Source organism: Paenibacillus sp. NRS-1760 (genome assembly GCF_050467785.1).
In the GTDB taxonomy this organism is placed as follows: domain Bacteria; phylum Bacillota; class Bacilli; order Paenibacillales; family Paenibacillaceae; genus Pristimantibacillus.
The window spans coordinates 1-19621 of the sequence record NZ_JBITPK010000038.1 but is presented as its reverse complement, the minus strand read 5'-3'; the positions used below and the strand labels follow the sequence as shown (position 1 = coordinate 19621).

At 47.3% G+C, this 19621-nt stretch carries 12 protein-coding genes; 3 read left to right on the top strand and 9 right to left on the bottom strand.

All coding sequences use genetic code 11. The annotated features are described in order from the left end of the window. Positions 1–396, top strand: a 396-nt coding sequence (locus ACIFSR_RS34635) for a hypothetical protein (RefSeq protein ID WP_430063781.1), incomplete at its 5' end; no start/stop codon positions are given. 118 nt (positions 397–514) lie between these two features. Here the strand turns inward: ACIFSR_RS34635 and ACIFSR_RS34630 are convergent. From ACIFSR_RS34630 to ACIFSR_RS34590, 9 genes are all read right to left on the bottom strand, one after another. Continuing rightward, positions 515–1633 (bottom strand): S1C family serine protease, encoded by a 1119-nt coding sequence (locus ACIFSR_RS34630; protein WP_076268858.1) that lies wholly within the window; start codon positions 1631–1633, stop codon positions 515–517. A 13-nt stretch (positions 1634–1646) separates the two neighbouring features. Further along, entirely contained in the window at positions 1647–2897 is a 1251-nt protein-coding gene (locus ACIFSR_RS34625) for an FxLYD domain-containing protein (protein WP_430063779.1), read from the bottom strand. Positions 2898–3068: 171 nt separating this feature from the next. Further along, on the bottom strand, positions 3069–9053 hold the full coding sequence (locus tag ACIFSR_RS34620) for an S-layer homology domain-containing protein (protein ID WP_430063777.1): 5985 nt from the start codon (positions 9051–9053) through the stop codon (positions 3069–3071). 282 nt (positions 9054–9335) lie between these two features. Next, positions 9336–11006: a ribulokinase gene (locus tag ACIFSR_RS34615; protein ID WP_339206850.1), complete on the bottom strand. Its 1671-nt coding sequence runs from the start codon at positions 11004–11006 to the stop codon at positions 9336–9338. 14 nt (positions 11007–11020) lie between these two features. Beyond that, a complete protein-coding gene (gene araD, locus ACIFSR_RS34610) occupies positions 11021–11716 on the bottom strand; it encodes an L-ribulose-5-phosphate 4-epimerase (protein WP_339206848.1) in 696 nt (231 codons plus the stop codon). Positions 11717–11879: 163 nt separating this feature from the next. Then, entirely contained in the window at positions 11880–12992 is a 1113-nt protein-coding gene (locus ACIFSR_RS34605) for a GntR family transcriptional regulator (protein WP_339206847.1), read from the bottom strand. Between the two features lie 142 nt (positions 12993–13134). Then, complete coding sequence (galU, locus tag ACIFSR_RS34600; protein WP_430063774.1) at positions 13135–14013, bottom strand: UTP--glucose-1-phosphate uridylyltransferase GalU; 879 nt, start codon at positions 14011–14013, stop codon at positions 13135–13137. A 101-nt stretch (positions 14014–14114) separates the two neighbouring features. Beyond that, on the bottom strand, positions 14115–15506 hold the full coding sequence (locus ACIFSR_RS34595) for a HAMP domain-containing sensor histidine kinase (RefSeq protein WP_430063772.1): 1392 nt from the start codon (positions 15504–15506) through the stop codon (positions 14115–14117). Then, positions 15503–16177, bottom strand: coding sequence for a response regulator transcription factor (locus ACIFSR_RS34590; protein WP_339206842.1), 675 nt, complete (start codon positions 16175–16177; stop codon positions 15503–15505). The genes ACIFSR_RS34595 and ACIFSR_RS34590 overlap by 4 nt, the downstream gene beginning before the upstream one ends. 155 nt (positions 16178–16332) lie before the next feature. On the opposite strand from ACIFSR_RS34590, the gene trxB reads away from it, so the two are divergent. Both trxB and ACIFSR_RS34580 read left to right on the top strand, forming a co-directional pair. Next, positions 16333–17274 carry a thioredoxin-disulfide reductase gene (gene trxB / locus ACIFSR_RS34585; protein ID WP_076268899.1) on the top strand — a complete coding sequence of 314 codons (942 nt, stop codon included), beginning with the start codon at positions 16333–16335 and terminating at the stop codon, positions 17272–17274. A 236-nt stretch (positions 17275–17510) separates the two neighbouring features. Continuing rightward, positions 17511–19457 carry a glycoside hydrolase family 13 protein gene (locus ACIFSR_RS34580; protein ID WP_430063770.1) on the top strand — a complete coding sequence of 649 codons (1947 nt, stop codon included), beginning with the start codon at positions 17511–17513 and terminating at the stop codon, positions 19455–19457. Positions 19458–19621 lie beyond the last annotated feature (164 nt).

Genomic DNA, 19621 nt, shown 5'->3' with positions numbered 1-19621 from the left:
CCCGGCGGTTTTGGGCCGGGGGGCTTCTGGATCGGTGGGCCATGGCTGTTCCCGCCTGCGGGACCACAGGCGACCGTAACGGTTCTCATAAACGGTGGAAGAGCGTTTCCTAGCATAACTGAGGCGTATCGCATTCCTTTCCGACCGGGTTTGAGCATCTATCAGGCTCTAGCGGAAACGGGGGTTGTTAGCTTCAGCTTTAATGGTCAAATTAATTCCGTTAGTGGAGTACCTATTGGCGGCAATACCAGCTATCAACTTGTACTGAACGGACGCGTAATTCCAGCATCGCTGCTCAGCTTCCCGCTTCAGCGCAATGACTCTGTAGCACTTGAACTCTTTTTAAGCCCAGTTTTGCGCGAGGGTGAAATCGAAAATACAAGCATAGAAATTTAATTAGAACTGACGATTGATCAATAAATTCCTCATTAAAAACGTCCCACAGCTACACAAAAAAAGCTAGAAAAAGCGGTCTCCCCTGACCGACTTTTTCTAGCTTTTTAAACGTCATTCTTTACTTAATAGCCTTACCTTTGCCGCTGAGCAGCTTTAATTGATCGTTCTCGTAGCCGACCTCATAGGTCACTTGGTATTTGCTTAACACATATTTGCCTTCGACCCGCTCATCTACTGAAATAACAGCGATAACGGTAGCTTTGTCTTCTCTGCTCTCCGTCACATGCATATTTTCGATGACCACATTCAGCGTCCCCAAATAACCTGCCCTGAACTTCTCGTAGCTCGTCCCTTCCTTCCAATTGCCGCCTAGCAATGAATAAGCATAGACATAATCGGCATTGTTCAGACTGTCATAAAAATGAGTAACGAGATAATCAGCATATTCCTCAATCTTCGCTTCATCTTCCATCTTCAGTTCCTTATCCGAAAGCTCCAGATCAGGCAGCTTAGTCATCGGTTTAGTAGACCAGCCTTCAGCGATATCGATTACGTTCGCAATGGGGATACTAAAGCCAATTGAACCTTGCTCATAACCAGCAGAGTTAATGCCCAGCACCGATCCCGTTTTCTGATCAACGAGCGGTCCACCACTATTACCAGGAGCAATTGGCGCAGAAATTTGATAGAGATCCGAATACAAGTAGGAATCAATTTTGAAGGTTCTTCCTAGCCCGCTGACAATACCGGTAGTGACCGTATTTTGAAATCCGAGCGGACTGCCGACAGCAAGCACTTCGTCCCCGACTTCCGCTCTTTCTTTACGCTCTACCTGCAGCGGCTCCGTTCCAGCCAGTTCCTTCACACGAACAACCGCAATATCCGTTTCCGTGCTAATGCCAATGACTTTTCCGTCCAGCTCGCGCGCATCCGCTGTTTTAATTTTCACAGTATGGGAGCCAGCGACAACATGCGCATTCGTAATGAGATCCCCTTGCTTATTATAGAGGAAGCCTGAGCCTTGATCCCCGTTTTCATTTTCAATCATGACGACCAGCTTCTGCGTTTCAAAAATAATATCCTTAAGAGACTTCTGCTTCGTCTCATCAGCTACCGCAAGCAACGGCTTTCCCGTCAGCCTGTTTGGCACCTCTGAATGAATGGCTAACGCAGCAGCCAATCCTCCACATACAATGAGAGTAGAAGCGATGACGCTAATCCAAGCTCGTTTTCTCATCACATCTCCCCCCTTAATCCAAATACCAAGTCGCGTGATCAACGACGACGGTTGTATTCTCTACATAAACCCCATATACCGTACTATTAAAGGTGATTTTCTGGCCTGGATCAACATAATCCGGCGTCGCCTCTGCCTTGCCCTTGCCTACCTCTTTGCCGTCAGCATCGTAGACGATAAATTGAACGCTAATCGAATAAATAGGCCGTGTAGCCGCATTTTTCAGCTCGCCTACAATATTTAAATCTCCGAACTCATCGAGCGTCGATTCGATTTTAACTACCTCGACGGCTGCCGTCTGATTTTTTAGATCCTCTGCTGCAGCCTGCTGCATCGCTTGCTCTAATCTTCGCTGTTCCCTTTTCTCGTAATCTGCCTGTGCATCAGTTATCTTTTTGGCCAGTGACATAATCCGCTCATTATCCTTGGCAAAAAGCAGCGCTCGGTCCGTCAGTGCCAACGCGTCCGAATAGTTTTTTTTCTTAAGCAATGCTTCGGCATCCTTATAGCTTATATCGACGATTTTGGCGACAATTTGCTCTTTTACAGCTAGCGCCTCTTCACCGTCTAATTGATTCGCAATGTTAAGCCTTGACTCAAGCTCATCCACTGTATTCAGACCTGCCAGTTCTTCCGTCAGCCTCATGACACCAAGTTTAACGTTATAGTCGTCAAGCTGATGCTTAATCTTTATATAGATTGGCTCTTTATGACCCTTTAATTCACCGTTGATCCGCTCCAGTGTCTGTTCTGCCTCTTCAAGCTTCCGCTCCTCCAGCTGCTCCCCCGCTGCTGTAATTGACTGTGCCAGCTCTGCGACAACGGCAACGATCTCCGCATCCTTCTGCAGAGCGCCAAAGCCTGGACGCGCATCCGAGGCTTCCTGCAGCAGCTTCTGCGCCTTGTCATATTTCCCTGCTAGCGCCTCCGCCTTCGCCTCAACATGAAGCTTGATGACTCTATCATTTATTTCGGATTGATATATATAGTAACTAAATACGGAACCAGCGGTAACAAGTGCTAAAATGATAGGCATCAGCCATGCCAAAATAGAGCTCTTAGCTCTACGTCTCCGCGTATTTTTAGGCTTGCCCGGCTGCTGGCTTGTTGCGTCTATCTCTACAGAAGCCCGCTCCGATAAAAGCATAGATCGCTCAGTACTTAGAGCCGCTGCAGTTTCTTCTCCATCAGCAAGCAATCTGCCGCACTGGCTGCAATAAATGGCATCATCCGTCTGTTTTTTTTCACAATGATGGCAATACACTTCCGTTCATCCCCCAGCCCACGTTTCTCTCTAAACATATCTATCTATTCTATATCAAAAAGTAAATGATCTCCATTTTTTTATAGTGGGAAATGGAGCCATATTTAAAAAAAGCAGCCTATCATGGTCACAATACACTGTGAACAGATAGGCTGCTTATACTAATGCTCTTTATTTCACGCTATCATTGATGCTTTCGATCCATTTTTCGCTGCCGTCTTCCTTGCGCTCAGCTTTGTGTGAGATCGTTGCTTCCTGTACATCGCCAAAGCCCCAGTGGCTTTGCGGCATATCAGGGAACAATGGAGCCAGCCCCTGAAGCGGACCGCGATAAAGCATACGATTGATCATCGTAACTGCTTCAACACGAGTAATTTCTTTTTTCGGCTTAAAGCTTCCGTCCGGATAACCGGTCAAAAACTTGCCATTAAACAAAGCTTCAATCGTGTCTGCTGCCCAGTAGCCTGAAGTATCCTTAAAGTGGACTGTCGCAGGCGCACTCACTTCAAGCTTGAGGAACCTTGCCATAACCGCTGCAAGCTCTCCTCTTGTAACTGCCGCATCTGGACGGAAAGAGCCGTCTTCGTATCCGCTGAAGTAGCCGTTTAGCGTAACGCTTTGGATGTAGTTCGTCGCCCAGTGACCTTTGCGAATATCGTTAAATGAAAGCGGCTCTTCCACTTTCTCGTTTCCAGATAGTCTTGCAACAATTGCTGCAAGCTCCGCACGAGTCAATGAGCCTTCTGACTTGAATTCCTTATCCGGGTATCCAAGAATATAACGAGTATGAGTAAGCTCTCCGAAGCGATCTGAGAATACATTTACTTTTACTGATGATTGGACAGTAGCACTATTCCCGATAAATTCACCCGAAATATCAAATGCCGTATCTGCTGCTTTCATAAGCGGCCATTCGATGACCACTTTGAAGCTGCCGTTCTGTCCTCCTTGTACATTTGTTACTTTCCATACAATGGTGTTGTCTGTTACAATTCCGCCAGCTGCATCCACAACAGCTGCGCCCGCTGGAATCTTGACCTTGATTTCTCCTGCTGCCATTGGACTGCTGGAGTTGTTTTTGTAATCCACCGTTAGAGTCGACGTTGTTCCTTCTTTTACTTTGTTCTTGTCGACTGAAAGAGTAAGCGCAGGATTGACAGATGGAACATTTGCCTCAAAAGGCATCAACTCTAGATCATGTTTGACAATCTCCCATTCAACGGAGAGAACTGGGCTTTTATAATTATAGAACCCATTCTTCATTACACCAAGATAATAATCCGTTTCTGGATACACCATATAGGCATAGAAACCGTGTGCATCAGTCAGCTGTTCTGGACTCGCATTGTCATTTGGTTCAAAACCAACGAGAGCCGGCAAAACAACCTCCGTGTTAGGTATAATCCCTTTGCCTTTATTTCTTGCTGTGTCCGCGTAATAAAGGACAACGGACGCTCCTTCAATTACTGCTTTTGTAACCGAATTAGTAACCGTTCCATATGGATCGACAAGCGCCTCAGAAATATTCATTTCCCCTGAAGCCGTTACTTTGACCACAGCATGGCTGAAAATTATTTCCTTGCCAGGTTCGACTTCATATCTAATTTCCAACTCGTATTCTCCAATAGCAAGCCCATTCGCATTAAATACGCCTTGCGGGCTAAGTGCAAATGCTTTCGGAGCTCCGCCTTCGGAAATGTAGCTGCCATCCGCTTGTTTCAAATAAATACTAGTCTTAGCAAGCAGATCAGTATTGAACAAAGAAGACTTGCCATCTGGCTGCTTAAGCAGCACGATACCTGTTACCGTTTTCTCGGATTCAAAGTTTTCCTCGCCTGCTCCTGTTACTTCACCAACTTGAGCCGATTGCTTGTAGGTTACAGGTGTAGGAACGCCGCCAACATCAACCGTCTGCGTCACTTCCAGCTCATAAACGACATCGCCTTTCGGAACTACTACATAATAAGCTCCGCTAGCATCAGTAATAACTGTTTCATCAAAGTCTGTTCCTGGTGTGATCACGCCGTCGCCATCTAGATCAAGCGTTACGCGAACACTTGCGCCAGCAATCGGCGAATTCGTATCTCCCTTTGTAATAAACCCTTTAACTGCCGCAGGCAAGAAGGTAATAATGATCTCATCCTGTTCCTTCAAGCCACGCTCTTTGTTGTACACATTCGCTTGAATCGGAATCTGCTGCTCGTTGATGCCTGTAATTTGCTGTGATTTGTACGTAACCTTCGCTAACCCTTGTTCGTCAGTGACCGCCGTGTTTCCACCAACAAACGTCCCTTTACCTGCAGGAGCTTCAAAAATAACCGTTACACCTTTAATTGGAGTGCCATCTGCATTTGTTAGCAATGCTGATAACTCGGTTGTTGATTTGCCATCGCCCAAAATTTTCTCTGGACTTGCGGTTAACGCCAGTACTGCTTTAACCACTTCAAAGCTGTTATCCGCTAATTTTGTCTCTGAAGGCAATAAGCCTCCTTCATCGTCTAGCGCCTTAAATGTAACTTCGTATTTGCTTGCTGCTGTTAATTCAGGAAGTAAATACGTTGTATTTTCCCACTTCTTATAGCCGTCTGCTACGAAGGTATCCTGATTGACAAGCGTAAGCGGTACGATAATACCGTTCACATTCGCCGTAACGTTCTTAGCAAGCAAGGAACTAACGGCACTCAGCTTAAGCTGTTCGCCTGGAATGATTTTTAATACATCTACCTCGCCCTGCGCTTTGTCTCCGGCCCATCCATCGAGAGCTCTATGAATATTGATCGTCACCGTTGCAGGAGCTGAAACTTGATTATCTCCATCCGTTACAGTGTACGTAAAGCTATCTTGACCAGATATAAAATCCGAACCCGGTTTATAGATCCATGTATCACCTGATACATTATAATCGGCAGGCTCTAGCGTACCTTTGCCTGGATTGCTCTCTAAACCGTAAACTAGCTTCGTAACTGTCTCGCGATCTGAACCTTTAAAAACAATAATAATATCAGTTGCCCCTTCGGCAACATTTACAGTGATTGGTTCCGCAACCGGCTTGCCGTTGTAGCCAATAGTGATTGCAGCAGCCGCTTCTGCAAATTGTTTCCCATCGCTGCCCCTCCAACCAAATTCAACCGTGCTTCCTTCTGCTAATGAGGTTGAAGGCTGGAATTTAAGACTTTCCAAATCGCTTTTTGCAATGATTTCAGTACTGCCTGGCACCATATAGACAGACTCACCAACAGAAGGTGTGTACCAAAGCGTTCCGCTCTGATTGAAATTTGCTGGAACAATAATCGCAACTTCTTTCAGCAAATCGCCATCTGCATCTGTGTAACGAGGCGATTCCGTGAAATCCGTTGTTTTAAAAGCAATAATTTCACCAGAAAGTCCCGCTTTTATAATGTCGTCTACAACTGGCGGAGTATTAATAGTAATCGTAACCTTCTTGTTTTCCTTCGCATATTGCTTGCCGTCCGAGCCGTTCCAGTCGAATGTTACTGAACCCGTCACGCCTGCAGCAGGCACAAAGGTTAAACCATCTAAGTCACTTGCTTTAATGACAAAGCCGGCAGTCGTAATGTCATAAACTGGGCCATTGCCTATTTGAAAAACAAGCTTGCCTTTTGCAGGATCTGGGAGCGATACGAGCTTTACTCTGCTTAAGCTCTCACTGTTGGAATCGCTGTACGAATCCGTAAAGTCCTTAATTGCAAAAGGCACTGTGCCACCTTTCAATATCTCCTTATTAATCTGTTCTACCGTTGGAGCAGCATTCGCTTTAATAGTTACCGCAGCTGGCTGCTTCGCGTATTTCGATCCATTATAACCATTCCAATTAAATGCTGCCGTACCTGTGAATCCAGCATCAGCTGGAACAAAGGATAATGCATCCACTTCACCGATCGCAATTTCATCACCGGCTTCAACTGCCTTGCTGCCTAGGAACAAGGAGCCTTGTCCCACTGCTGGCAGAGTAACGATCTTCACAAGCTGAAGTCCATTGTAATTAGCAGCACCGTTTGCTTTCGCATATTGGCTTCTAAACTCGTCAGCTGTAAAAGCAGTCGGCTCATATTGAAGACCGTCCTTCGCAATGTTGCTCACGACAGGGTCGTTCGTATAAGTAATGCTCACATTTGCTGGCGATAAAGAATACTGTTTGCCATCAAATCCATCCCAAGTGAAGGTAACTGTACTTTCTTCCGCCAAATTTGCAGCTGGAACGAAACGCAGCGTATTTAATTCCGTTAAAGAAATTTCTGTATTAGAAGATACTACGAAGTCCACCCCTTCGGATGTATAACGCAGCTTTCCGCTATTGGAAAAGTTGGCTGGCAGGTTAATACGTACTTTGGTCAATGCATCGCCATCCGCATCGCTATATGCATTCGCATTAGTGAAATCGGTAGCTTTCATTTGAACCGTATTGCCAGCTATAGCTGCAAAAGAAATGTTACTAACAATAGGCGCAGTATTAATCGCGATGGTCACTTGCTTATTATCCTTCGCATACTGAACGCCGTCTGAGCCATTCCACTCAAACGAAGCTGTACCGCTGGCATTGCTCGCAGGAACAAAGCTCAGCTTGCCCAAATCAGCTGCACTGATTTCATCGCCCACAGCCACAGCTACAGCAGAACCACCGTTTGTGATCATCAGCTTACCGGCAGTTGGCGCCGGCAATGAAACAATTTTCACCTTGCTTAAGTTTTCCTTCGGCAAAGTTGCATCCGTATACTGGCTTGTGAAATCTGAAGCTGTAAATGTCAGTGTTTCACCTTGATTAATAGCCTTATTCATATCTGTTACAACAGGAGCGGCATTTGCAGTAATCGTTACTGTTCCATCGATAGCCGCGTACTTGCTTCCATCATAGCCATTCCACTTAAATGAAGTCGTGCCCGTTAAACCTGCTGCATCTGGAACGAAGGTCAATTTAGCGACATCTGCCTTAGCAATTTCGTCATCTAATTTAACGTCCACTCCTGCAAGCTGGAGCTTGCCGCCGCTTGGAAGCGAAACGATTTTCACTTTTTCAAGCTTAGCTGCTTGCGCTTCACCTGTTACACGATAATATTTGCTGCTGAAGTCAGTTAGCGTAAAATTCGTTGGCTCGTATTGAGGTCCCGCTTTTGCAATATCTTTTACGGCAGGGTCAAACGTAGACATCGAATAAATATGCTGTGCTGTTCCAGGTTCATTCTTATCTGGCTGCTTGTCGAACAATATAATATTTACCGTGTATTCTTTGCTTGGATCTGCTCCAGGAGCATTAAGTACAATGTTGTCCCATTTCTGCTCGGTTCCTTGCTTGGAGCCGCTAAAGTACTTCTGCGACAAATCCAAGTTTTTCTCCCTAATCTCATTGCCGACTTTCGTTTTCTCAATAACGTTGACTTCCATATAGAAGTTTCCGTCTTTTTTAGGCAAGAAACCTGTATTTATCGTTACTTTGTCTTTCGTAACAGCAACAGCGGCTCCGGTAATTTCTCCGGTCTCTCTCACGCCGCCGTCAATGACAAGCTGACCCCAATCGATGGTCGTCACCCAACCGCTGTTGAAATTAGAAGTATTCATGAAATAATGATGTACGGAAATGCCAACATATAAATCCTGATTGGCGACGATACTATTCCATTGATCAGGTTTAATTTCCAGAACGGTCGTATTCCACACATCATTTTTTCCGGATAAAGCGCCCAAGTTAAATGCTTGAGGGAATTCCTTCTTGTATGTAGCAGACCCAAAATTTGCTGGCCATGGGGTTGTAGGTGCACCTAATGCAATATCTGCAGGGTTAGATGAGAAATATACACGGTCCCACTCGCCTGTACCGCTTTTGTTTGATTCATCGTATTCGTCTACATCAAGAGCCCGTATAAGCATATAAGCGCTTTTTGTAGGTTTGGCTTTAATGTCTTTAATTTTAAATTCGATCGGATAAAGAGCCGTACCGTTCCCCGTGCTGCTGTCTACATCGCCGTCAGCTGCACTGTTCGCAGCTCCGCCGCCCCAGTTATCCGTACCGGTAAAATAAGTCGCTCCTGTATCAAGTGCTGCAGCACTTGCTGCGTATGGAACAGGGAAAAGCTGAACGAGCAGCACCGCAAATGCCATAAATGCGGTAAATAACCGTTTTCGCCACAGTCTGCTGTTCATTCGACCTCTGTTCCTAGAACCTCTTGGTTCCATAGACCTACCATCTTCCATCATTCCCGTACTCTCCTTTACTAATAAGATCGTTTTCAAAAGTTGTCTACTTTCTTATGTCTCTTTTTTATAAGTCCGACGACCTATAATAACATTCGTTTCTGTACAAATTCTGTACATTTTCGACAAGAATAGTGGAAAAAGCTAGAAATTAATAAAAAAAACGACTCCCTCGCATAATTAAATGCTGGAGTCGTTTTTTTGGTATATATATGATTGAATAATAGCTACCTAAGCTTGCTCTTCTTTTATAACCTTAAGGCGTTTCATTACATCATTTGCGCCGCGTCCATAGTAGTCGTGCAGCAAATTATATTCCGCATACAGCTTCTCGTAAACTGCAACGTTTGCCGGAATCGGCTTGAACGTTTCTTCGCGTACACGAGCCATCTTCTGAGCCGCATCAACAATGCTGTCGAAACCGCCCTTTGCAGCACCAGCTGCTACTGCTCCAAACATCGCTGCACCAAGTGCAGGCGTTTGCTTGGATGCTGCGACCTTGATCTCGCGATTCGTTACATCTGCATAAATCTGCATGAGCAGCGCGTTCTTCTGCGGCAATCCGCCGCATGCGTACAATTCATTTACTTCAACCCCGTTGCTGTGGAACGCATCGACGATTTTGCGTGTGCCAAATGCCGTTGCTTCAAGAAGGGCGCGGTAAATTTCCCAAGGCTTCGTTAGCAAGGTGAGGCCTATAATGGTGCCTGTCAAATCCGTATCCACAAGTACCGAGCGGTTTCCATTCCACCAGTCAAGCGCCAGAACGCCGGATTCGCCAACGTTCAGCTCGCTGGCTTTACGAGTTAAATAAACATGTACATTTTCGCCAGCCTGCTCCGCCTCTTGAAGCACGTAGGCTGGAACAGATTCCTCAACGAACCATTCAAAAATATCGCCAACCGCTGATTGTCCCGCTTCGTAGCCAAAGTAACCCGGAATGATGCCGTCCTCAACGACACCGCACATTCCTTCCACTTCCTTCTCTTCCGTTCCGAGCAGCATGTGGCAAATTGATGTGCCCATCGCCATAACCAGCTTGCCTGGCGTAACGACGCCAACACCTGGCACCGCCGCATGCGCATCCACATTGCCAACCGCGATCGCCGTGCCTGGCGCAAGTCCGATGCGGGCAGCCATATCAGGAAGCAATTCTCCAGCCTTCGAGCCAAGCGGTACAACTTCGCCGCGCAGCTTCGTTTCTGTCAGGTTTTCTAAACGAGGATCAAGCGCTTTGAAAAAATCCTTGCTTGGGTAGCCCTCTTGCTTATGCCACATGCCTTTGTAGCCGGCCGTGCAGCTGTTGCGAACGATATTGCCGGTCAATTGGCCGATAACCCAATCCGTCGCTTCAACAAATTTATCTGCAGTTTCATAAATGTCCGGCGCCTCGTTCAAAATCTGCCATGCTTTGGCCATCATCCACTCCGATGATATTTTGCCTCCATAACGCGGCACCCACTTCTCACCGCGCTGCGCTGCCATTTCGTTGATAAGGTTAGCCTCATCTTGCGCAGCGTGATGCTTCCACAGCTTCACCCAGCTATGCGGATTATCCTTGTAGGCATCCTGCACACAAAGCGGCGCTCCCTCTTCATCAATAGGAAGCATTGTACATGCTGTAAAATCGATGCCTAAACCGATGACATCAGCAGCATGGATACCCGATTCCTTCATCACAGCAGGAACCGACAATTCCAACACTTCAATATAGTCAAGCGGATGCTGAAGCGCCCAGTCATGCTCAAGCTTAATGCCAGATACCGGAAGCTTCTCATCAATAACGTGGTGAGTATACGGCGTGACATGCTCCGCTACCTCGGCACCGTTAGATAGATCCACAAGAACAGCTCGGCCCGATTGCGTGCCGTAGTCTACACCAATTGCGTATTTTTTGCTCATTATCCGAATCCTCCTTATTTTTGGCCGTAGTAGGCGTTCGCTCCGTGCTTGCGTAAATAGTGTCGGTCCAATAAAGCTTGATCCATCGGCTGAACATTCGGGTTAAGCTGATACGTATGAAGAGCCATCTTCGCCACTTCCTCCAGCACAACCGCATTATGAACGGCGTTATGCGGGTCTTTGCCCCAGCAAAAAGGAGCGTGGCTGTTTACGAGCACCGAAGGCACTTGGTTTGGATCGATATGGTTTTTATGGAAGGTTTCAACGATGACATTGCCTGTTTCCAGCTCATATGCCCCGTTGATTTCCGCTTCTGTCATCGCACGTGTGCAAGGCACCTCGCCATAGAAATAGTCGCCATGCGTCGTGCCAAGCGATGGAATAGAGCGCCCTGCCTGTGCCCAGCTTGTCGCCCAAGGCGAATGGGTGTGTACAATTCCGCCTATCGAAGGAAACGCTTTGTAGAGCAGCACATGAGTAGCCGTGTCCGAGGAAGGTCGAAGATTTCCTTCAATTACATTGCCTTCCAAATCTACGACAACCATCTGCTCGGCTTTTAACTCCTCGTAAGGAACGCCGCTCGGCTTAATAACCGCATAACCAGACTCTCTATCTACACCGCTGACGTTGCCCCAAGTAAATGTAACTAATCCGTACTTTGGAAGATCCATATTCGCTTCCCAAACCGCATGCTTCAATGCTTCTAACATGACCACTTATCGCTCCCTTCAAGCTCACATTTCTATGCTGATCCGCATTCACTTATACGGACATCGCCATAGAATATCTTTGCTTTATTATAAGTTGTACGTACAAGTGTGTCACGTCTTTTTTATTCATCCATATAAAAAGCATTAACCGTTCAGCATCAGCTTAGCTTTGCGGCGGTCTAGTTGAATCACGTATAACGAGCTGCGGATCATATATTTTATCCTGCGTTTGTCGCCGCTGGTGCTGCTTATCCAGCATACTAAGCAGCAATTCGACCGCATCCGTGCCCATTTCTGTTTTTGGATGCGCAACGGTTGTCAGCTTCACTTCGGTAGCCGTAGCCAGATTCGCATCATCAAAACCGACAATCGAAAGATCCTCAGGCACCGTTAAGCCAGCCTGCCTCACAATATCAAGCATTTTTACAGCCAGCTCATCGTTATAGCAAATAATAGCGGTCGGCCGCTGATCCGGCTCACGCTGCAGCATCGCAAACAAGGCCTGCATCGGCTTGTCCTGCTTCTCCTCCGTCGTATAGCGCAGCAAATAATCCGGTGGAACCGTGAGCCCTTGCTCCCGATGAGCCCGTAAAAAACCGCGCATCCGGTGAACGCCTTGAAAGTCATCCGTCTTAAAAAATCCAGCGATTCGCGTATGGCCGAGCTTAATTAAATGCTCTGCGGCACGATAGCCGCCAAGCTCGTCATCCACGCGCAAGCATGGCGCATCCACGTCGCTGTATCGCTCATTGAGCATAATGTATGGAATTTTGAGCGCATCGAGCGCCAAAAAATAATTAAAGTTCGGGTTGCCCTCCGCGCTCTTCGTCGGCTCAATAATGAGCCCGGTCAGCGGCTCGCGCAGCATCGACTCCAGACTGTCCTTTTCTTTATCCTTTTCATTATCCGTGCTCGCCAGCAGAAGTCTTGCCCCTACAGCGCGCAAGCTCGATTCGACGCCTCTGACGATGGTTGGGAATATATAATCTGATATATGGGTCGTAATCATCCCGATCGTCATCCCTTGGGATGAGTTTTTCCGCTCCGGCGCAGATTGGTCCGACACAAACGTCCCTTTCCCTTGTACGCGGTAGAGCCAGCCCTCCTGCTCCAAATCACCGAGCGCTTGGCGCACCGTTTGCCGGCTCATCTCGAATTGCTTGCCGATCTCATTCTCCGATGGCAGCTTCTCGTGCGGCTTAAACTGTGCTGTGACGATCCAGGATATAATTTCCTGCTTTAATTGCATATATTTGGGCGTTTGCTGTTCCTTCACTTCACACCTCAACTCCGTTAGTTGTATTCCTGTAGTATATCATACGCTGAACTTGTACGTACATGATCTCAAGTTCTAACCATAGAACCGGCCAAAAGACAAAATAAAAAGCCGCTCATTGGCGGCCTTCATTTCTCATGGATTAGAACTGCGTTTCCTTCAGCCTCTCCAGCATATACTTTCTGACCTCATCGCCTAGATCCGCACGCTCTAATGCAAAATCAATCGTAGCTTGTACAAAACCAAGCTTGTCGCCTACATCATGTCTAATACCATCGAACCGATAAGCCATTAAAGAAGAGATATGATTTAATTGCTGTAAGCTGTCCGTCAGTTGAATTTCCCCAGCTTTGCCTGGCGTCGCTTTCTCAAGCAGCTCAAATATGACAGGATCAAGGACGTAGCGTCCAACAACCGCATAGTTGGACGGGGCTTGTCCTTGCGCCGGTTTTTCAATAATGTTGCGTACTCGCGCTACCTGCTTATCCCGCTCAATATCAACAATACCATATTTATGCGTCTGATCCCATGGCACCTCCATCACAGCTACAACAGATGACTGTTCCCTCTCGTACACATCCATCATTTGCCGTAAGCAAGGCGGATCAGCTTTCAAAATATCGTCGCCTAGCAATACCGCGAACGGCTCGTCCGCTATGAAGCGGCGTGCACAAAGCACTGCATGGCCAAGGCCTAGCGGCTCCTTCTGACGAACATAATAAATATCTGCCAGCTGTGATATTTTCCGCACCATCTCCAGCATTTCTTCGTTATGACGCGCTTCCAGCTCCATTTCGAGCTCGGCAGATTTGTCAAAATGGTCCTCGATCGCTCGTTTGTTGCGTCCGCTGACGATTACGATACTCTCGATGCCTGAATTTACAGCCTCTTCTACGATATATTGAATAGCAGGCTTATCGATAATAGGCAGCATTTCTTTCGGCTGCGCTTTCGTAGCCGGCAAAAACCTTGTCCCTAATCCCCCAGCAGGAATGATCGCTTTCCGAATCCGCTTCTCCACCCTAACATCTCCCCCAGCTCTTTGCTTTCTATGCAATCGCTCCTTTTATCATAACGGTTTCACCCTCGTTTTTCCATGTCCTCAATAGCTTCGTCCCATAACTAAGAAGCTGCACGTGCAAACGGGAGCTTAATCATAAAGCTTGCTCCAGTAAGCTGGTCCGCACTTGGATCAAGCGCAATGGTTCCGCCGTGAATATGAATGATGGTTTGTGCGATCGAAAGTCCAAGCCCGCTCCCGCCTTGGCTTCTATCCCTCGATAGATCACCCTTATAAAAACGCTCAAATATTCGCTCTCGATCCTCCTCATGAACGCCTATCCCGGTATCGGTAATCCGAACTACAATGGAGCCATTCTGTTCGGACAAAGACAAAAAGATTTTGCCGTCCTCTGGTGTAAATTTCATGCTATTGGCAAGCAAATTCATCCATACCTGATTAAGCTGATCACGATCAGCAGTAATCACCGTTTCCTCCATTAGCAGCTCGACCGTTTGCCTCTTGGCCATCCACTGCGGCTCGCAGGCAAGCACCACGTCTCTAAGCTGGCGATCCAGTCGATACGGCTGCGGGTGAAAAGGATGCTGCTGCGAGTCGAGCGATGCTAAATTAAGTAAATTTTCACTTAACCGAGAAAGCCGCATGCTCTCTTGCTTAATGATGCTAATATAACGCTCCCGCTCAGCTCCAGTAACCTCCTCGCTGCGCAGTGCTTCTGCGAAGCCGCCAATCGACGTAAGGGGAGACTGCATTTCGTGCGAGACATTGGATACAAAATCCTGACGCATCATTTCAAGCTGTGATAAGCTGAGCGCCATTTTGTTCATGCCCTGCGCAAGCTCACCGAGCTCATCGCCGCGTCTTGCGGGCAGCCGTACACTGAAATCCCCCTGTGACATTCGCGTCGCAGCGTTCGTCATCATTTTTAGCGGCCTCACTAAATAACGGGCTACGATTAGAATAAGTACGCTTCCGACGAGCAGCAGCGTAACAAGCAGCGTGACAGCCGTCCATAAGAAGTTGCTATTTTGCGGAAAACGATTTGGCTGAACGAACAATGCCCATCTTTCATTGCCGAATGACACAAGTTTCCCTAAAGCAGGCGGCGAAGGCGGGCTAACCTCCTCGCTAGTGTATACATCCAATCTGACAGAGCTGCCGCCGAATACTTTTCTTAGCTGCTCGAATGTAAGTCGCTCCATAATCAGCTCGCTTCGCTCGCCAGCCCTTACTAAATAGTTGGAGCTGCTAATAGCGACAATTGACTGCCCTTGCAAGCTTGAGACCTCTTCCAAAAATGCTTGCAAATCTGCCGGCTTCGAGACGGCATAAAGCTGTTCAATGCGAGCAATCGACTTCTCCAGCTGATTGGGCAGCTGACCCCTTGCATCCCTCTTGAACATTTGGTTTGTGAATAAAAAAGCGACCCCGATGCTAATCAAAACGATAACGAGAAATGTAGCTGTAATTCGAAAGTAAAGGCCGCGAATCATGACCATACCTCCAGTCGATACCCTAGTCCGCGAATCGTTACGATACGGAAACGATATTGCTCCTCGGGAAATCGATCTCGCAGCCTTTTGATATGTACATCAACCGTGCGCTCATCCCCCTCATAGTCCATCCCCCATATTTGTTCAATCAGATGATCACGGGCAAAGGTTTTGCCAGGATAGCTTGCCAGCTTGAATAGAAGCTCAAACTCCTTAGGCGGCAATGTTACCTTCTCGCCACCAGCTGACATATGAAAGTCCGTTCGATTCATGAGGACATCGCCGAACTCTACCGTCTGCGAAGCGGTAATCCGGTATCTTTTGAGCAGCGCCTTAACCCGGGCTATGAGCTCTGGCGGATCAAAGGGTTTGACCATATAATCATCCGCACCAAGCTCAAACCCCTTCACCTTCTGCGAGGTTTCCCCCTTGGCAGTCAGCATGAGCAGTGGAATATCATAGCTCGCTCGCAGTTCCGCGCAAAGCGCCCACCCGTCCATGCGGGGCATCATGACATCAATGATCGCAAGATCTGGTCGTACCACGTCCAGCTTCTCTAATGCGTCTATACCATCTATAGCTTCAATGACCTGACAGCCTTCTCTTTTTAGGAAAAGAGCTACCAGCTCGCGAATGTTTGGATCGTCGTCTGCAACTACGATTTTGGGCATTTTGTTCTTCCTCCAATTAGACTTATGTCGTTATGATTTCAGCATACATGACCAACATGAACGTTACATGAACGATATTGACTTTAAAGCTACATTATAATAATTTTAAAGTAGGATTTATTATTCAACGGAATTTTGAATGGAGGATATAGATGATGCATAAAACAATTATTATTGGTACAGGACCTGCCGGATTGACGGCTGCCATTTATTTGGCTCGCGCGAACATGGAGCCGCTCGTTATTGAAGGGTGGCAGCCAGGCGGCCAGCTTACAACAACAACAGAAGTAGAAAACTTCCCAGGTTTCCCTGATGGTATTTTGGGCAGCGAGCTAATGTCCAACATGCGTAAGCAAGCACAGCGTTTTGGTGCAAAATTCAAAACAGGCTCTGTAAAAAGCGTCGACTTCAGCAAACGTCCCTACACGCTTGACGTGGAAGGCATTGGCGAGTTGCAAGCCGAATCCATCATTATCTCTACAGGCGCTTCAGCCAAATACCTCGGCATTCCGGGTGAGCAAGAAAATATCGGTCGCGGCGTAAGCACATGTGCAACTTGTGATGGCTTCTTCTTCCGCGGCAAAAAAATTATTGTAGTAGGCGGCGGCGACTCCGCAATGGAAGAAGCCGTGTTCCTTACTCGCTTCGCTTCCGAAGTAAGAGTAGTTAACCGTCGCAATGAGCTGCGCGCATCAAAAATTATGCAGGATCGCGCTCGTGCGAATGACAAAATCGTATGGAGCCTAAACCGTACACCGCTTGAAGTTGCTGCAACAGGCATGGGCTTGCAAGGGTTGAAGGTGCGCAATAATGAAACGGGCGAGGAAGAATTGCTTGAAACAGACGGCGTATTTATTACGATCGGCCACACGCCTAATACTGGCTTCCTTGGCGGTCAAATCGACACCGATGAGCAAGGCTACATTATTGTGAAGCCGGGCACTTCCGAGACGAACATCCCAGGCGTATACGCTTGCGGCGATGTTCAAGACCGTAATTACCGCCAAGCGATTACCGCTGCTGGAAGCGGCTGTATGGCTGCTCTGGATTGCGAGCGCTACTTGGAATCGCTAGCGCATGAAGCGGTTAATGCATAATTTTTTTCAAAACTAGACTAGTACAATACGTGCAAATTATGTATAATAAAAGTGTTGAGATTTACAATAGAAAGGCAATGCTACCGCAACCATTTGTTCGCAATATGCTTCGCGTGAGCGGCGCCTGAACGTGTTATGGGAGAAGGTACAACCTCGGCTTATTATGAGCAGAGAGGTTGTGCCTTTTTTCGTGTTTCCATATCTTTTCTCACATCTTCCATGAAGGAGCGATAATTATGTTATTAGAAGCTGTTTATCACAGACCGAAGCAAAACTGGGCTTACGCCTACGACGGAAAGACACTGCACCTCCGCTTGCGTACCAAAAAAGACGATGTTGCTGTAGTTGAAGCAATCGTTGGCGACAAGTACGCGTGGGATCAAACGATTACAACGGTCCCTATGCATATTTTCACTTCGGATGCACGATTCGATTATTGGGAAACTTCCGTTATTCCTCCTTTTCGGAGGCTGCGTTATGCGTTCCGCTTAATAAGTGGAGATGAGGCGATTATTTTCTCGGATAAAGGTATCGAGCTTACACTTCCTGACAACTCAAATTCTTTTTTTGATTTCCCATATATTAATCCAATCGATGTATTTGAGCCGCCAGCTTGGGTGAAGGATGCTGTCTTTTATCAAATATTCCCTGAACGCTTCGCGAATGGCGATCCTTCGATCAATCCTGAAAATGTGCTGCCTTGGGGCGGCGAGCCTACGCCAAAAAACTTTTTTGGCGGTGACCTCCAGGGTGTAATTGATCACTTGGATCATATTTCAGCACTTGGCATTAATGCGGTATATTTCACTCCGCTGTTCGAAGCAACGACCAATCACAAGTATGATACACAAGACTACATGAAGGTTGATCCGCATTTTGGCACAAATGAGAAGTTGAAGGAATTGGTTGATGCTTGTCACGCACGCGGCATTCGTGTCTTGCTTGATGCGGTATTCAATCACTCAGGCAAAACCTTCCCTCCATTTGTCGATGCTCAGAAGAACGGACAGCAGTCAAAATATGCGGATTGGTTCTATGTTCGGGAATGGCCGCTGCAAGTGGTGGACGGCGTTCCGACGTACGAGACCTTCGCATTTGAGCCGCTTATGCCGAAGCTGAACACCGAGCATCCTGAGGTGAAGCAATATTTGTTCGAGGTAGCTCGCTACTGGATCGAGGAGATTGGAATCGACGGCTGGAGACTGGACGTTGCCAATGAGGTTGATCATCAGTTTTGGCGTGAGTTCCGTCAGACGGTAAAAGCAGTGAATAAAGACGCTTATATTTTGGGCGAGATTTGGCATGATTCGATGATGTGGCTGCAGGGTGATCAATTCGATGCGGTTATGAACTACCCTTTCACGAATGCGGTTCTTGATTTCTTTGCTTATCAAACGATTGATGCCTCTGACTTCGCTAATGCGATTGGAGCGCAGCTTGCAGCGTATCCACAGCAAGTAACAGAATCGGCTTTCAACCTGCTCGATAGCCATGATACGCCTCGTCTGCTTACGATCTGCGAGGATAATACGGATGCGATGAAGCTCTCTTCGCTCTTCCAGCTGACCTTCCCTGGAACCCCATGTATTTATTATGGCGATGAGGTAGGCATCAATGGCGCTGGCGATCCAGGCTGCCGCAAATGTATGGTGTGGGACCCAGAGGAGCAAAACCGTGAATTGCTCACGTTCTATACCGACGCAATCGGACTGCGCCACAAGTACAGCGCGCTTCGCAGCGCTGATATTCGCTTCGTGCACGTTGGCGCAGCAGATGGTACCTTGGTCTATGAGCGTCGTGAAGGAAGCCAACGGCTTCTTATCGCGATGAATGCTCGTGGCGAAGCGGCTGATCTGAGCTTCGAAATTGAAGCTCAGCCGACTGATTGCAACGCTGCTCCTCATCCTGTTGATTTTAGAGGCTTTGCGAAACCAGCAGCTGCAACTGCTGGAAGCGAGACTTCTGCATCCCCAGTGGCTGCCTCGATCGAAAATGCTAAGGCCGATGCAAGATCGATTGCAACAGCTGTCATCACCGATAACGGCTCATCGACATGGTCTGCATTGTTATCAAACACTAGCAAATATGCAGTAAGCTCTTCCGTTGCAAGCAGCAACGACGGTAAACTTCAACTCACATTGCCGGCTTACGGCTATGTGATTTTGGAGCAGTCTGCCGAGTAACCAATAACCTTATTTGCTTAGGGCAGTCCAATCGCGGACTGCCCCTTTTTTGGGTTGATTCACACCGTGCTTACAGCCTCTTTTTCAACCTTCCGCATACGCCGAATTCGCTCAATAAGCACCTATGTGTGCTTACAGACCAGTAACCACAGCTACTTTCTCGC

Bases quoted from the DNA above. Each gene is read 5' to 3' on its own strand.
- ACIFSR_RS34580 (WP_430063770.1), top strand. From the start codon at position 17,511: ATGTTATTAGAAGCTGTTTATCACAGACCGAAGCAAAACTGGGCTTAC.
- ACIFSR_RS34590 (WP_339206842.1), bottom strand. From the start codon at position 16,177: ATGCCCAAAATCGTAGTTGCAGACGACGATCCAAACATTCGCGAGCTG.
- araD (WP_339206848.1), bottom strand. From the start codon at position 11,716: ATGTTAGAAGCATTGAAGCATGCGGTTTGGGAAGCGAATATGGATCTT.
- ACIFSR_RS34595 (WP_430063772.1), bottom strand. From the start codon at position 15,506: ATGATTCGCGGCCTTTACTTTCGAATTACAGCTACATTTCTCGTTATC.
- trxB (WP_076268899.1), top strand. From the start codon at position 16,333: ATGCATAAAACAATTATTATTGGTACAGGACCTGCCGGATTGACGGCT.
- ACIFSR_RS34615 (WP_339206850.1), bottom strand. From the start codon at position 11,006: ATGAGCAAAAAATACGCAATTGGTGTAGACTACGGCACGCAATCGGGC.
- ACIFSR_RS34630 (WP_076268858.1), bottom strand. From the start codon at position 1,633: ATGAGAAAACGAGCTTGGATTAGCGTCATCGCTTCTACTCTCATTGTA.
- ACIFSR_RS34620 (WP_430063777.1), bottom strand. From the start codon at position 9,053: ATGAACAGCAGACTGTGGCGAAAACGGTTATTTACCGCATTTATGGCA.